This window comes from Holophagales bacterium (assembly GCA_016699405.1).
In the GTDB taxonomy this organism is placed as follows: domain Bacteria; phylum Acidobacteriota; class Thermoanaerobaculia; order Multivoradales; family JAGPDF01; genus JAAYLR01.
Genome location: CP064972.1, coordinates 2031271 through 2046508, shown reverse-complemented (window position 1 = coordinate 2046508; position 15238 = coordinate 2031271). Strand labels below are relative to the sequence as shown.

General features: G+C 68.6%; 15 protein-coding genes. 2 read left to right on the top strand and 13 right to left on the bottom strand.

Annotated elements, in window-relative coordinates; translation table 11 throughout:
- Positions 1-44: 44 nt before the first annotated feature.
- Genes IPJ17_08555 through IPJ17_08545 form a run of 3 tightly spaced genes read right to left on the bottom strand, consistent with a single transcriptional unit; the run spans position 45 to position 3770 of the window.
- Positions 45-1307: an ABC transporter permease gene (locus IPJ17_08555; GenBank protein ID QQR75607.1), complete on the bottom strand. Its 1263-nt coding sequence runs from the start codon at positions 1305-1307 to the stop codon at positions 45-47.
- Complete coding sequence (locus IPJ17_08550) at positions 1304-2527, bottom strand: ABC transporter permease (protein ID QQR75606.1); 1224 nt, start codon at positions 2525-2527, stop codon at positions 1304-1306. The genes IPJ17_08555 and IPJ17_08550 overlap by 4 nt, the downstream gene beginning before the upstream one ends.
- Before the next feature lies 1 nt (position 2528).
- The gene (locus IPJ17_08545; protein QQR75605.1) at positions 2529-3770 is read right to left on the bottom strand and encodes an efflux RND transporter periplasmic adaptor subunit; all 1242 of its coding nucleotides are present in this window, start codon (positions 3768-3770) and stop codon (positions 2529-2531) included.
- Positions 3771-3987: 217 nt separating this feature from the next.
- Between IPJ17_08545 and IPJ17_08540 the strand changes: the two genes are divergently transcribed.
- Positions 3988-4428, top strand: a complete 441-nt coding sequence (locus IPJ17_08540; protein ID QQR75604.1) for a hypothetical protein — start codon at positions 3988-3990, stop codon at positions 4426-4428.
- Between the two features lie 521 nt (positions 4429-4949).
- Here IPJ17_08540 and IPJ17_08535 read toward each other — a convergent pair.
- The 8 genes from IPJ17_08535 to IPJ17_08500 form a co-directional block, all read right to left on the bottom strand.
- A complete protein-coding gene (locus IPJ17_08535; protein ID QQR75603.1) occupies positions 4950-5216 on the bottom strand; it encodes a hypothetical protein in 267 nt (88 codons plus the stop codon).
- A 190-nt stretch (positions 5217-5406) separates the two neighbouring features.
- Positions 5407-5790 (bottom strand): hypothetical protein, encoded by a 384-nt coding sequence (locus tag IPJ17_08530; protein QQR75602.1) that lies wholly within the window; start codon positions 5788-5790, stop codon positions 5407-5409.
- 522 nt (positions 5791-6312) lie between these two features.
- Positions 6313-6582, bottom strand: a complete 270-nt coding sequence (locus IPJ17_08525; protein ID QQR75601.1) for a hypothetical protein — start codon at positions 6580-6582, stop codon at positions 6313-6315.
- Between the two features lie 161 nt (positions 6583-6743).
- A complete protein-coding gene (locus IPJ17_08520; GenBank protein QQR75600.1) occupies positions 6744-7046 on the bottom strand; it encodes a hypothetical protein in 303 nt (100 codons plus the stop codon).
- Positions 7047-7082: 36 nt separating this feature from the next.
- A complete protein-coding gene (locus IPJ17_08515) occupies positions 7083-7304 on the bottom strand; it encodes a hypothetical protein (GenBank protein QQR75599.1) in 222 nt (73 codons plus the stop codon).
- A 24-nt stretch (positions 7305-7328) separates the two neighbouring features.
- Positions 7329-7736 carry a DUF4279 domain-containing protein gene (locus IPJ17_08510; GenBank protein ID QQR75598.1) on the bottom strand — a complete coding sequence of 136 codons (408 nt, stop codon included), beginning with the start codon at positions 7734-7736 and terminating at the stop codon, positions 7329-7331.
- A 14-nt stretch (positions 7737-7750) separates the two neighbouring features.
- Positions 7751-9136, bottom strand: a complete 1386-nt coding sequence (locus IPJ17_08505; protein ID QQR75597.1) for an RHS repeat-associated core domain-containing protein — start codon at positions 9134-9136, stop codon at positions 7751-7753.
- A 36-nt stretch (positions 9137-9172) separates the two neighbouring features.
- Positions 9173-9598 (bottom strand): hypothetical protein, encoded by a 426-nt coding sequence (locus tag IPJ17_08500; GenBank protein ID QQR75596.1) that lies wholly within the window; start codon positions 9596-9598, stop codon positions 9173-9175.
- 265 nt (positions 9599-9863) lie between these two features.
- Here IPJ17_08500 and IPJ17_08495 point away from each other — a divergent pair, with 265 nt between their 5' ends.
- Entirely contained in the window at positions 9864-10655 is a 792-nt protein-coding gene (locus IPJ17_08495) for an alpha/beta fold hydrolase (protein ID QQR75595.1), read from the top strand.
- A gap of 9 nt (positions 10656-10664) precedes the next feature.
- Here IPJ17_08495 and IPJ17_08490 read toward each other — a convergent pair whose 3' ends face one another.
- Positions 10665-12194, bottom strand: a complete 1530-nt coding sequence (locus tag IPJ17_08490) for a helix-turn-helix domain-containing protein (GenBank protein QQR75594.1) — start codon at positions 12192-12194, stop codon at positions 10665-10667.
- A gap of 64 nt (positions 12195-12258) precedes the next feature.
- Positions 12259-15117: a VCBS repeat-containing protein gene (locus tag IPJ17_08485; GenBank protein QQR75593.1), complete on the bottom strand. Its 2859-nt coding sequence runs from the start codon at positions 15115-15117 to the stop codon at positions 12259-12261.
- Positions 15118-15238: the final 121 nt, after the last annotated feature.

The following is a 15238-nucleotide window of genomic DNA, read 5'->3' as shown; positions in this document are numbered from 1 at the left end:
GCCCGAGGCGGCGCCCCTAGCGTCTCACATCGCGGGCTGTCGGATCACTCGTAGCGCAGGGCCTCGATCGGGTCCTGGCGGGCCGCCTTCATCGCCGGCCAGAGGCCGAAGACGAGGCCGACCAGGGTCGACACGCCGAAACCGAGGAAGATCGACCAGGCCGGTGCCGCCGCCTGGAAGTCGAGCGTCGCCCGCACCAGGAACGCCGCGCCGAGACCGAAGGCGATGCCGAGCGCACCGCCCACCCCGGTGAGCGTCACCGCCTCCATGAGGAACTGCTGCAGCACGTCGCGTCGCGTCGCGCCGAGCGCTTTGCGCAGACCGATCTCGCGCGTCCGCTGGGTGACGTTGACCAGCATGATGTTCATCACCCCGACGCCGCCGACCAGGAGCGCGATCGCCGCGATGACCAGCATCGCCATGCCGACGCCCCCCGAGATCTGCTGGAACTGCCGCAACTGCCCGACGCTGGTGAAGATGGCGAAGTCGTTCGCCTGCCCCGGGCGCAGACCGCGCCGGGCGCGCAGGATCGCCGTCTCCTCCTCGATCAGGGCGTCGACGTCCTCGGCGCGGCGCGGCACGGTGGCGATGTGGATCGTGTCGCCACCGCCGTTCTTCACCTGCGGGAACTGCGCGTCGAAGGCGGTAATCGGGATCGCCACGTGGTTGTCGTTGCTGCCGCCGAAGGCGCTCCCCTTCTTCTCGAAGAGACCGACGACCTCGTACTCCTGCGCCCCGACGGTGATCCGTCGGCCGATCGGATCGCGCAGCGGGAAGAGCGCGTCGGCGACGTCCGGGCCGATGACGCAGACTTTCGCCGCCAGCCGCACGTCGGCGTCGGTGATGAAGCGGCCGTCCTGGGTGAAGTGGACGTTGGCCTCCGGGTAGTCCGGATTCGTGCCGAAGACGCGCGCGCCGTTGGCCTCGTTGTGGCCGGCCTTGACCGACGGCGTCTCGAAGAACAGGTAGCGCTCCTGCGAGACCGCGCGGGCCAGCCGGGAGAGACGCTTGAGCGCCTCGGCGTCCTCGATCGTCAGGTCGCGCCGGTTGCGCTCCTCCTCCGGCGGCGGCCCGCCGCCGCCGAAACGGGCCTCGTACTTCTGGAACTGCACGAGATGCGTTCCGAAGGAGGTGAACGCCGAGGTGACCTGGCGGTCGAAGCCGACGACGAAGCTGACCATCATGATCACGGTGGCGACGCCGGCCATCACCCCGAGCAGGGTGAGGAAGCTGCGCAGCTTCTGTTCGCGCATCGCCCGCAGCGCGAAGCGCACGTTCTCGAGCCAGCCGGAGCGCATCGCTCTCATGTCTCGTCCCTCAGCGCGTCGACCACCAGCAGGTTCGAGGCCCGCCGGGCCGGGAAGTAGCCGGCAAGGATGCCGATCAAGGTCGACAGCACCAGCCCGGCGATCAGCAGGGCCGGGGTGACTCGCGCCGGGAAGGAGAGCGCCGCCTGCACCCCGTACGCCGCCGCCGCGCCGAGCGCGATGCCCACGACGCCTCCGCCGGTCGAGAGCATCGCCGCCTCGAGGAGGAACTGCCGGCGGATGTCGCGCTTGCGCGCCCCGACGGCGAGGCGCAGGCCGATCTCACGCGTCCGCTCGGCGACGCCGACCAGCATGATGTTGGTGATGACGATGCCGCCGACGCCGAGCGAGACGCCGGAGATCAGGAGCGTCATGAGGAACGCCGCGGTCGAGATCTGCCGCCAGAGCTCCTGCAGGTTCTCCGCCGTGACGACGCCGAACGGGTCTTTGTCGCGGAACGGCGTGTGGCGGAGCGCCCGCAGCACGGCCCGCGCCTCGTCCACCGCGCCCGGCACCGCCGGCACCCCGCCGCGCGCCTTGACGAACAGGGTCACCGAGTTGCGACGCCCCCAGTTCTTGCGGTAGGCGCTCATCGGCACCCAGACCTGGTTGTCCTGGTTCTGCCCCAGCGTCCGCCCCTGCTGCGACACCACGCCGACGACGCGGAACGCCGCGCTGCCGACGATCAGGTCGCGCCCCACCGGGTCGACGCCGGGGAAGAGCTCGTCGCGGATGTCCCAGCCGATCACCGCCACCGCCGCGCCGGCTCGCTCGTCCGCCTCGGTGAAGAAGCGCCCGGCCTCGATGTCGAGGTTGAGCAGCGCACCGAGGTTGGGCGTCGAGCCGTGCAACCGCATGTCGGCGAGCCGCTTGCCGCTGCGGCGCACCGCCACCCCGGTCTGGATGTCGGCGCCGACCGCCTCGGAGCGCGTCAGCCGGTCGCGCAGCACCTCGTAGTCGTGGAAGTCGATGTCGGGGCGCTTGAGCGCCTCGAGGAACTCCTCGCGCCCGCGGATGATCCCGAACTTGGTGATCACCGCCACGTCGGGCGAGAGCTGGATGACGCGCTCCTGGACGTACGCCTCGAGCCCCGAGATCACCGCCGCGACGCCGACGATCGTCGTCACGCCGATGATGATGCCGAGCAGCGTCAGGAAGCTGCGCAGCTTGTGGGTGCGGAGCGAGCCGAGCGCAATGCGCGCGAGCTCCGAGGTGGCCATGTCAGTCTCTCGCTTGCGGAGTCGGAGTGCCGCCCGCCGGCGCCTTCTCCTCGCGGACCGCGTCGCCCGCCTTGAGGCTGCGCAGGGCGCGGAACGGCCCGGTGACGATCTTCTCGCCGCCCGAGAGCCCCTCGAGCACCTCGAGCGACAGCTCGCCGAGGAGGCCGACCTTGATCGGCCGGAAGACCACCTTGCCGCTCTCCACCACCCAGACGCCCTCTTCGTCGCGCGCCTCGCCGCGCTTCGGCGTCTCGCCCTCCTTGCGCTCCTTCTCGCGCAGGACGAGCGCCTGGATCGGCACGGTGAGAGCCTGCGGGCGGAAGCCGGTGAGGATGTCGGCCTGCACCGAGAGCCCGGGCTTGATCCCCGCCGGCGGGTTCTTGATGCGGATCTTGACCTTGAACTTGATCGCCTCGGTCGTCGCGCTGGTGCCGAGGATCGGCGAGCTGCCGACCTCGGTGACCACGCCGTCGAAGGTCTGGTTGGGATAGGCGTCGATGCGCAGCAGCGCCTCCTGGCCCACCGCCACGGTGGGGATCGAGGTCTCGTCGACCTCCATCTCCGGCTCGACGACCGACATGTCGGAGATCGTCAGCAGGACGGTGCCGGGGCTGTTCTGGACGCCGATGACGGCGACCTCGCCCTCCTCGACCCGCCGCGCCGTCACCACGCCGTCGATCGGCGAGCGCACCGTCGTCTTCGCCAGGGTGTCGCGCGCCCCTTCGAGGGTGGCCCGGGCCTGCTCCACCCGCTGTTCGGTGGCCAGCAGGCCGGCCTCCGCCGTCGCCACGGCGGTGCGGGCCCGCTGCACCTCGGCGAGCGGCACGATGCCGGCGCGGAAGTTGGTCTCGGCGCGCTCGGCGTCGATCTTCGCCTGGTCGCGCGTGGCGCGGGCCGAGTCGATCTCCTTGCGCAGCGCCTGCATCGAGAACTCGGACGAACGGGCGACGGCCCGGGGGTTGGTGGCGTCGATCTGCAGCAGGAACTGGTCTTTCTTGACCACGTCCCCCTCGTTGACCGCGAGCTGGGTGATCTGCCCCGGGATGGTAGCGGAGATCTCGACCTTCTTCTGCGCCTGGACCTTGCCGTTGGCGGTGACCTTGGCCTGGAGGTCCTCGTGGCCGACGGTGGCCATCTGCACGGCGGTGGCCTTCGGGCCCCGCTTGATTCCGAAATAGATCGAAGCGCCGACGGCGGCGACGACGACTCCTGCCACGATCCAACGAACACTCTTGCTTGCCATCGGGCTCCCCGCTGGGCTGGTAGTTCTGCTCCAGACCTCAATACGTGCGTCGGCCGGAACGGTTTCGTCCCTCCGGGGCGACGGATTGCCCCCCGGGAGGTCCGTTCCGCCCCACCAGGCCGTAAACTCCCCGGAACCGAAGAGCGGCGTGCGGCCGGAGGGCTCCGACCCGCCGGCCGCCGAGACGCCCCTGCCATCCTCTCGAAAGGAGCCCCGCATGCCCGAGCCGAGCGCGCAGAGCTACGCCAATCACACCCGCTACGTCCCTCTCTACCACTTCGGGGCCTTCGGCGTCTTCGTCGTCAACCTCTTCTGGACCCTCTGGCGCCTCTTCCGCGCGCCGAGCGCCGACACGGCGATGGCGGCGCTGATGGCCTTCGCCCTGATCGGCCTCTTCTTCTACACCCGGCTCTTCGCCCTCACCGTCCAGGACCGGGTCATCCGGCTGGAGATGCAGCTGCGGCTCCAGCAGATCCTCCCGCCGGAGCTCCGCGGCCGGATCGACGAGCTGCGCCGCGGCCAGTACGTCGCCCTCCGCTTCGCCGGCGACGACGAGCTCCCGGAGCTCTTCACCGAGGTCGTCGACGGCAAGCTCACCTCTTCTGACGAGATCAAGAAGCGGATCCGCAACTGGCGCGCGGACGATTTGCGGGCGTAGAGGGGAGACTCCGGGGGACTCCCGCCTGCCGCTCGGAAGCGGCGCAGAGGGCGCGCTGGCACTCCGCCAGGCCCGAGGACCCAGGCCCCGTATCAGCCTCGCGCCCCTGAGCCATCCCGTGTGGAAGCCAGGGCGACCGTTGCGCCGTGGGCCACGAGTACCCAAAAGAGGCCCCCGAAGAGAGAGTGGGCCGCCGTCTCGAGGATCACGACAGTCCACCGAATCCCGAACGGCCAGACCCCTGGAACGCCCGTGATGGCGCGGAGAGCGCCGTCGATCGGCCACAGGACTGCGGCGTCGAGGACACGCAGGAACCGACCCGCGTCGACGGCCAGAGGATACATTCCCCACTGAAACGTCTCGATCCAAGTGCACAGGGCGGCTACTGCTGCGTGCACGGTGAACACGAGGAATGGTAGTCGCCGAGGCACTTTCATTTCGTCGCCCCCTGGTCTGCGGGCTCCTCCTCGACGTGCGGAGGAATCGACATCGATGCCTTGGATTTCTAGGCCCTCGGCCTTTCACCAGCGCGTCACGAGAACGTAGCCCAACGCTCCGGCGATCGCTCCCAAGACAACAGCGAACCCTGCCACGAGCTTGGCTACCGCTCCCCTGCCCTTCGCGAGGGCGAAACACCCAGCAAGGACGAGGATAGTTCCGAGTGGCAGGAGCCATGCATCGAGAAGCTCTTCGCCATTGCTCCCCGTCGCCACTTGGTATCGGGAATAAGACAGCTCACCGGCGACAAGCAACCCGAGAATCACGAGCAACAGAAGCCAGTTCTTCATGAGCCTAGCTAGTCCTCAAGGGCATCGCTATCGACAACAACTCCGGCGAAAGTAGGCGGCTGGCCTCGAGGATCTCGATCCCCAGGAGTCCACGCCAGCGTGTGACGTGCCACAGCTCGCGTCTTCATGTCTCGCTCCGTTTCCTCCGAGGGACCGAACGAAATCCGTCGCAGCGCGCCAGGAGAACCGCTCACTCTCCATCCTTCGGCAGCCTGGCGGTCATCGATAGACGAAGCTGGAGAATCGCGGCCAGAACCAACAGGATCGCTGCTCCACACGTTCGCCCGAGCCACTCACCTGATTCCAGCGTTGCGACAGCCGCGCGGGGAAGCAGAAGCACGAGGGAGCCGACGGCGTCCGCACACAGTCCAGACTGTAGGCTCAGCTGAGCGTTTCCGCTGCGCGTCACCTCACACACCAACGCGAGTACGCCGAAGAGCCCAAGCAGGAGAACACCACGCTGCAGGGGTTGCCCGAGAACGCGCGAGGCGGCGACGAACACGAGACCGAATGCTCCCCCGAGGAGCAGGGCCACTCGATTCGCGGACAGAACGAGTTTCTCGAAGAGCGTCAACGAATTCCCCCCGGTTGCTCCGCTCAGGTCACTTCAGTAGACGGCGGAGAACTCGACGATCCGCCAGGGTGCACCGGGCGTGGGCCTCGCAACTCGGATCCAAAGAGGGCGCCTCTCGTCATCCGGCCAATCACTGCGCGCACCCTGGTACGACAATTCGATACGGTCGCCGAAGTCCTGCCGTCCCATCAAACGCCAGGAGAGGAGCCTCAGCCTGAGTTCACTGTCGACCGTGCCCTGGTCTATTGGGGTGCCGGTTGACAGTCGACTGAGCGCCGGGCGCACGTTGCCAGCGGCGAGCTCTCGCAGGAGGAGCTCTGCCGGCCCTTCGGGTGCGCGGTCGCGCAGTGGGTTGAGAACACTCCATACTGGCTGTGGCGCGCAGCTGTATCGTTCGACGTACGAGAAGAGGACGGGACCGGCGGTGGCGAGGTAGATGAACATGGCCGCCGCGAGAACCAGGACGAGCGCACCGGCTCGAGGCGCCGTGACCCTCATCCTCGCCATCGGTCCCTTTCGGAATCACCACTCATTGTCGAGCTCGATGCAGAAGAATGGCTCCCGACCTCGATAGCCTTTCGCCTCCTCGCCGCATCTTCCAACGGGCGGGGCCCACGAATAGAAGTCCGGGGTCGGGATGATCGGGCCATTCGCAGACGGCATCCAGATCTCGATGCCACGGATTCCGATCCCCTCGCTGGCGAGCCACTCGAGCACCGCCAGCGCCGCATCTCGCGGCCAAGCGCCCTCCGACTCTGTCCAGAAGCCATGTGCCGCCAGCTCTCGCGGCATCTTCTCTCGGATGCCAGTCACCTTCGTAAGACGCGTGGCTGCTGCTCCGCGCGAGCGTGAAGTACCTCCGCACTTCAGCGTCCCAGTCAAGTCTACGACACCGCGCCGATCGCGAGGGCTCCGAATCCCCCCCCTCCGAGCACCGCCTCCAGGGGAAGGGCTCACTGCCGCTTCACAACCCGGACTATCGCATCGAAGGTCGTCGTCACGTTGGCGAGAAGCGTCAGGTTGCCCGCCGCGTCGTAGGTCGCGCCGCTCCTCAGGCGATTGGTCGCGCCGTTCGTCGCGTGGGTGCGGAAGGTCGCGCCGTTGCGCTTCTCGGTCAGCAGACTGCCGTGCTCGTCGAAAACGTAGCCAAGCAGCGTCGAGGTCTCCCAGTGCTGCGTGCGGTTCCACTTCGACGTGTCTCCCGTCTCGAAGCTATCGACGAGCAGATCCGTGTCCAGCGGGTTCCGCTTTTGCACGAAGAACCGACTCTCTCGCAACCGGCTCGTGCCGTATTAGGCAAAGAGGTCCGTCCCTCCGTCCTCACTCGGGCCGATCGAGAGGATGTTGCCGGCCACGTCGTAGCTGAACAGCCCGGGCTTCCAGAGCACCTGCGAGCCTCGCACGGTCGACAAGGACCCCGCGCGCAGGCGCCGCGAGCCGTCCTGTGCCTGAACGTCGGTCACTCCGTTGGCGTGTCGGATCTCCGCCCACATCCCGCCTGGATGGTAGGTCACGCAGTGGCACCCGACACGAAGTCCTCAACCGTAAACATCAACCTCCAGCGAAATTCCGAACTCTGCAAGAGCCATCATCGTCCGATTGTCGACAGAAAAGCCGAAATTGCCACCTCCGTCGCCGAAAACACCGAGGAAGAGATCGAGCTCGTAGCCGAGCTCCTTGATTTGCCGCAAGACCTGCCCTCGACCCTCCAGACGAGCCAACAGCCCGGCCGCATGGTCTCCCGGTGGCATTCGTTGATCGACCTGGGAAACCAACGACCAGATGCCGGCCGAGTAGGCCGAGTACGTCCGCCCCAAGCTGCTAGGTCTCGGATCTCCGGCACGATGCGCTTCATCGGGCTCTAGGCCGAGGAGCCTGGAGACCTCCGATGGATCCAAGTCCTTCCCCATGATCCGGAAAGAAGCAGAAAACGTCGCATCGGCCATCTGTTTCTCCCATTTCAAAGATCGTCAGCTAGATTACCAAGCACTTCGCCCGTTTGCGGCGAAATGATGTCGCCCGTAACTGTGTCAAAGACCACATCGGCATTTCCCCCACGCCCCGCTGCTCGCTTCACAGCATGAAGAACGGCGCTGGCCTTCTTCGCATCCAGACCGAGCTTCTTGACTGCGTACGCGAAGCTCTTGGTCAGTCCCTTGCCAACTCTTCCGAACGGAAGAAGCGTTGCGCCAAGGTCGAAACCGAGGTCACCGTTGCTCTCCGGAATGAAGAACTCGAGGCCGATGAAGTCGACCGCAGCCGCGAGGTAGTTCCCTTCGACCGCCATCTCTTCGAATCGAAGTTGGTATGCACTACGAAGAGGACCAACGCCCTCGCTGGGAAACGCGGCGGCAGCAGCCTTGAGGCGCTCCATCGCGTCCATCAGCGATTCCCAGTCTCTGCACGAGTAGCTGGCCGGTGTCCCTGGGCAAGGATCCTCACCGGTGACGGTGATGACGGCACCAGCGGCTAGGCCGAACCGATCGACATATCGCAGGGGGTTCCCCTTCACGTAGGCGAATCGATTCAAGCTCTGCGGCACTCGTGTATTCCCAAGGAGTAGATCCGCGCTGAGCAGTCTCCCGGTCAAGGGCAGGAAGTACCGTGCATGCATGTAGTCTCGGTCGTCCCCCGTCGCCGCCGGGTCGTACGCATCCCGCTCGTGCCCGGTGTACTTGAGCGCGATCGCGGCCTGCTCGAAGAACGGCGTCGCCTCTTCGCCGAAGGGGTAGTACTTCTTCTTCGCCACAACCGCACCGCTGCCGCTCGTCGTCATCCGCACCGAGCCGAGGTGGTCGAGGGAGAGGTGGAAGGAGGTGGGCGCGACGTCGAATGTCTCTCTGCCGAGAGGCTGATCGCCGCGGAAGATGACGTCTTCGTCGGCGACCAGGGTGGAGCTCGAGGTCTCATCGACCTTGCGGATCAGCTTGCCATCGAAGTCCCGCAGCGTGAAGCGTAGCCACACGGGGTGGGCGGACTCCGAGTCCCAGGTGATCGTCCGCTCGTCGTCGGCGGTGTAGAGGAAGTAGAGCGGTGTGCCGCCCGAGGCTTGGCGCTTCACCACCCGGTTCAGCGCATCGAAGGTCGTCGTGACGTTGTCGTAGAGCGTCCGGTTTCCGGCCGCGTCGTACGTGCCGCTCGTCAGGCGGTTGGTCGCGCCGTTCGTCGCGTGGGTGCGGAAGGTCGCGCCGTTGCGCTTCTCGGTCAGCAGATTGCCGTGCTCGTCGAAAACGTAGCCAAGCAGCGTCGAGGTCTCCCAGTGCTGCGTGCGGTTCCACTTCGACGTGTCTCCCGTCTCGAAGCTATCGACGAGCAGATCCGTGTCCAGCGGGTTCCGCTGTTGCACGAAGAACCGACTCTCTCGCAACCGGCTCGTGCCGTATTAGGCAAAGAGGTCCGTCCCTCCGTCCTCACTCGGGCCGATCGAGAGGATGTTGCCGGCCACGTCGTAGCTGAACAGCCCGGGCTTCCAGAGCACCTGCGAGCCTCGGACGGTCGACAAGTACCCCGGGCGCAGGCGCCGCGAGCCGTCCTGAACCTGGACGTCGGTCACCCCGTTGACGTGCCGGACTTCCGCCCACATCCCGCCTGGATGGTAGGTCACGCCCGGCTGGGTGGCGTGTGGCATCGTCCACCCGGGCGCGTCTCGCAAGCGGCCCAGCTCGTAGACCCAAGTCTGCGGCCGCGCCGGTAGCGTCGTGCTCGCCGAGCACTTGTAACTCCCGGCCAGGCATTGCGGGTAATCGAGCCCCACGCGCTGCCCGAGGGCGTCGAAGCTCTCGCTGTGGCGGAATTCCTGCAGATTCATCTGCCGGGCGTGGAACGCCTCGAGCGCCCCGGCGCCAGGGAAGAACCGCAGGGTCCGCTCGCTCTTGCGGCCTCTGACGCCCCCATAGACGAAGGTCTCCTCCAGGCGGGTCTCCGCCTCCGTGCTCGATCCAGTCGGCCGGTAGTTCAGTGCTCGGTTTGTCGCCTGAGGCCTCCTCCACTTGCACCCGCCTTCGAGCCAAATCACCGTGCGGGCCGTAGAGACTGGCGAGAGGGAGACGCTTGGCTCCCGAGGAGGCTCGTCGATGCCCGCGTCGTTCCCGTTCGTTCCTGATGGGCCCCTGCATCGCTTCGGTCGGCTGGGTGCGATGTCGGCGCTTGCCCTTTTCGCGCTCGGCTGTGCGGCGCTGCGTCCGGCGCGGGTGCCGATGCCGGCGGAACGGCTCGCCACGGGATCGGCCGCGGGCCGGTGTGCGGTGGTGCTGTTGCCCGGGCGCTACGACCGCCCGGAGTCGTTCGCCAAGGCGGGGTTCGCCGAGGCCCTCGCGGCGCGGGGGATCGACGCGGAGGTGGTGGCGCCCGACGCGCATCTCGGTTACTACACGCGGCGCACGGTGCTCGAGCGGCTGCACGAGGACGTGATCGCGCCGCTGCGCGCCGCCGGACGGGAGCGGATCTGGCTGGTGGGCGTGTCGATGGGCGGCACCGGCTCGCTGCTCTACGTGCAGCGCTACCCGGGGGAGATCGCCGGGCTCGTCGAGCTCGCGCCGTACCTCGGCGAGCCGGAGGTGGTGCGCGAGGTCGCGTCGGCCGGCGGCCTCGCGAGCTGGCCGGCGCCGGAGGTCCTCGCCGAAGACGACTTCCAACGCTCGCTCTGGCGCTCGCTGCAGTCGATCGTGCGCGGGGGTGGGCCGACGCTCTTCCTCGGTTTCGGCCAATCCGACGACTTCGCACCGGGGCATCGCCTCCTCGCCGCGGCGCTACCGCCAGAGCGCGTCGCCGCGCTGCCCGGCGGGCACGACTGGCGCACCTGGCGCCGACTCTGGCAGGCCTATCTCGACACCGGCGAGCTGACCGCCCCGTGCGGGCGGCCGTGAGCGCGGCGGTCAGTTGACCACCGCGCCGGGCATCGGCGCGGCGGCTGCGACGCGGCGCGCGACAAGCGAGGGCGGAATGCGGAACGCCTCCTTGAAGCGCTTTGAGAAGTGCGACGGGTCGGCGTAGCCGAGCCGGGCCGCGACCTCGGTGACCGAGAGTCCTTCGTCGCGCAGCAGCCGCTCGGCTTCGCGCAGCTTCACGGCGGCGATGAGCTGGCGCGGCGTGCAGCGGTGCGACTCGGCGAGCGCGCGCTCCAGCGTGCGGGTCGAGACGTAGAGCTGGCGCGCCAGTGCGTCAACGCTCAGCGGTTCGGCGAGGTGGCGGAGGATGCAGTCCGTCGCCCGCTGCGCCAACTGTTCGACCGCCGCGCGCGGCCGGAGGGCCGGCGCCTCCGGGCGCGGCGCCGGAGCCTCGAGCTCGCCGTCCTCGACCGCCGCGCTCCACCTGGTGCCGTCGCTCGCCACGGGCGGGGGTGCCGTCGCGAGCTGCTCCTCGAGTCGCTGCATGCGCACGAGCAACTCGCGCAGCCGGCGCCGTTCGTCCCAACGCAGGAGCAGCAGCAGGCCGCTGCCGAATCCCAGCAGACCGAGCACGACACCGGCGGCCAGCCGTTCGGCGCCGAAGCGCTTCACCCAGCGCGTCGGCAGCGGCGGCTCCCCCGCCAGGCGCATGGTGTGCCAGGTTCGCGGGTAGCCGAAGCTGCGCCGCCCGGCGAGGCTCCAGGGGAAGTAGGCGCGGGCGACGATCGCCTCGCGCTCCTCCCACGAGATCGTCGGCGGCAGCGGGCGCACCCGCGACTTCTCGTGGTGCTCGAGAGCGGCGAGGTTGTGCAGATCGAGCGGAATCTCCGGCAGCAGAGGGTGATCCTCGGTCCAGTCGTTCCAGGCGAGGTCGAGATCGAAGCGCTGCCCGCTCTGCGGTGCCAGCACGCCGAGCTCCACCCAGGGAACGGCGATCTCCACCACGTAGCCGTCGGCGCGGTGCGCTCCGCCGACCTCGAGGCGGACCTCCGGTCGCACCCGTTTCGGCACCTCGAGCTGCTCGATCTCGCCCGCCAGCGGATCACCCTGCAACACGGCGAAACGGCCGTCCGGAGCGGCGACGATCTGGTAGCAGCAGAGACCCATGCGAGCGGTGCCGCAGGAGTCGAGATGGAGATAGAGCTCGACGCTGTCGCCCTGGTAGAGCGTCGCGCCGGCGGCTTCGGTCGGCGCCGGCACCCGATCGAAGTCGATCACTTCGAAGGCGGCCCAGAGCCGCTCGAGGTCCCACGCCAGCCGCACCGTGACCTGATTGGCCAGGGGCGGCAGGAGCTCCGGCTCGCGCAGGACGAAGGCCGGCTCGCTCCGCCCCCAGTCGGCGAGGTCGCCGTCGGCGCGCAGCGACATCGCGCGGTAGGCGATCGCCTCGCCCGTCGCCGGTCGCGGGACGGCGAGCGAGACGATCAGGCAAACGAGCGGCCCGAGCCGGCGCAGCGACCGGCTCCCCGACCGCTGCGCCGGACACCCGGAGGCCCTCGTCCCGTCCGGCGAGATCATCGACTCGCTCCTCGGGGCGATTGTCCCACCGGAGGGGCGACCTTGCACCTGCCGGCCACCGACCTCACGGCGCGGCGTACGACCAGGCCGAGGTCGTGCCACGCTCGAAGGCGTCGGAGAGGAGCTGACCACCGAAGGCGCCGAAGGCGATCGCCTTGGTCGCCACCGCGCTCCGCGTCTCGACCTGCAGCGCGAGGTCGTGGTCGCGATCCTGCACCGTCCAGCACTCCGCCGGCGAGGTGATGCGCAACTGGTTCGGCACCTGCGACGAGGCGTTGGCGGTCGCACTCAGCACGACGAAGTAGCCCCAGGTCACCCCGGGCTCGATCGACGCGGCGGCGGCCCCGTCGGTCAGGGTGAGCGTGACCCTCCCGCCGCTCGAGGTCAGGGTCGAATCCGACCCGACGAGCGTGTCGGCACCGGTCAGCGTCGCGTCGCGATCGGTATCCTGCCAGAGCTGGATCTCGTCGATGACCGCGTTGGCTTGCGCCGTGGTGAGCGGCGTCCCCGCCGTGTCGGTGATGTCGAGCCGCATCTGCGCCAGCTCGCCGTCGGGATCGTAGCCGGCGCGCCCGTTGTGACTCACCACCGGGTGGAAGAGCACCGCGCTGCCGCCGTTCGGAATCGTGCCCGGCGCCCACATCTCCGCCAGGTCGGAGACCTGATCGCCGACGTCCGGGTACCAGACGATCCGGTTCGCCGCGCCGCCGGCCGCGACCACGAGATCCTCCTTGGCGTCGCCGTTGACGTCGCCCACCACCACGTCCCAGGGCGTGTCGATCGACTGCTCGACGTTCAGGCGCGTCCAGCTCGTCCCGTCACCGCCGTTGAGCCAGACGGTGACGTCACCGTCCGACTGGCTCGTCCCGACCACGTCCTGGTCGCCGTCGCCGTCGAGATCGACGGCCCGCACGGCGGCTCCGTCGACCAGCGCGCCCGTGCCGACCGTGTGTCCGGCCCAGACCGTCCCCGTGCCGTTGTTGGCGTACCAGAAGATGTTGTCGTTCAGCCGCTGCACGAAGACGAGGTCGACGTCGCCGTCGCCGTCCATGTCGGCGGCGTCGATGCCGCGCACCCCGTCGGCGCCCGACTTGGCCGTGACGTCGACCCAGAGGCCGCCGATGCCCGACGAGTTCAGATAGACGTGCACCTCGTCCTCGTCGTACGCGGTGGCCGCGACGTCGAGCTTGCCGTCGAGGTTGAAGTCGTCGATGACCAGGTCGAAGGGGCCGTTGGCTGCGGCGAGCAGATGCTGGGTCCAGGCCGTGCCGATGCCGTTGGTGTTCTCCCAGAGGTCGACGCGGTCGCCGTCGTAAGCGGCGGTGACGAGGTCCATGTCGCCGTCGCGGTCGTAGTCGAACGCCTCGACGCGATGTGCCCCGTTCAAGCTCGCCGAGACCGTGTGCGCGGTCCAGGTGGGCAGCGCCCCGCCGTTGTTCTGCCACCAGACGACGTCGTCGTCGACCACCGCGGTGCCGAGCACGTCGAGGCGGCCGTCGCCGTTGACGTCGGCGACGTCGACGTCGCGCGCCGCGTCGAACCCGGTCGCGACGACGTTCTCCCAGAAGAGATAGCCCGTACCGTCGAGGCTCAAGTAGGCGACGATCTCGTCGCTGTCCCACTGCGCGCTCACCACGTCGAGGAAACCGTCGCCGTTGAGATCGGCGACCTCGAGGGCGCGCGGATCGCCGACGCCGCTGCGCACGTCCTGCGCCGCACCGTCGACGAAGCGCCGATGCGTGAGCTGGCTCTCCCACCAGAGGAAGCGGTCGCCGGTCCAGGCCACCGCCGCGAGGTCGGGATCGCCGTCGCCATCGAGGTCCCCGGCGACGGCACCCACGACGCCGTCGATGCCGGTTTCCACGACCCGGTGGGTCCAGGAGATGCCGGTTCCCGCACTGTTTTCGAGCCAGCGCACCTGGTCGCCGCCCTCGATGCCGGTCAGCACGTCGAGATCGCCGTCAAGGTCGAGGTCGCAGGGGAAGACCGATCGCACGGCATTCAGGCTGGTGCCGGCGGAATGGGCGGTCCAGCTGGCGCCGCTGCGCTCGTACCAGCGGACCTCGTCGGCGACGTTCCCGCCCGCGATCACGTCCAGGACGCCGTCGCCGTCGACGTCCCCGGCGGCGACCGTGATCGCCCCGGTCAGGTTCGACTCGACGGTGTGCCGCACCCAGCCGGCATCGGGCGTGCCGTCGTTCTCGTACCAGAAGACGGCGTCGGAGAGCGCGTCGGTTCCCAACAGGTCGATGTCGCCGTCGCCGTCCACGTCCGCCGCGGCGATCCCGAACGGACGTCCTCCGGGCCGCGAGTCGATGCTGTAGCTCGTCCACCCGGTGTCTTCCGGCGTGCCGTCGTTGGCACTCCACGAGAATCCGCCGCCCGTCCCTTCCGTCGCGTAAGCGATGTCCACGTCCCCGTCGCCGTCGAAATCGGCCATCGCCACGCCGCGAACTCCGGCCGTGGTGAGGTAGGAGATGCCGAAGGAGGCCCAGCCGACCGGCCCGATCTTCGGATTGCGCAGCCAGAGCAGCTCGGCGTCCTCGGGGGGAAACGGCGGCGCGCCCGGCAAGGGAATGTTGTCGTACTGGCCGACGAGGATGTCGAGGTCGCCGTCGAGGTCGAGGTCGCCGTACGCGAGGGCAAAGGGCGAATCGAGCCCGCTGGCGGCGGTCGCGGAGGCAAAGGTCCCGCCGCCGATCGCGAGCCGGACCTTGACGTCGCCGGTGATCTCCGAGGCGACGGCGAGGTCGCTGATGCCGTCGCGGGTCAGGTCGAGCGCGAGGATCGCCGAGGCGCCGTCGTAGGTGCCGGCGAAGTCGACGCCGGTGCCGAAGGGGACCTGTCGCGCCGTCGCCGGGGGCGCCAGCACGAGGCCGAACAGCAGCAGCCCGAGGGTGAAGGTCAAACGATGTCCGGACATGGCCTAGCCTCCCGTAGGGGTTGTCGGCGGCCGACAGGCCACCGTCGATTTCCGTCCGGGAGTCTGGAAAACGGCGGAGATCGGGACCATGTCCGGAAGCGACAGGGACCGGTACGAACCC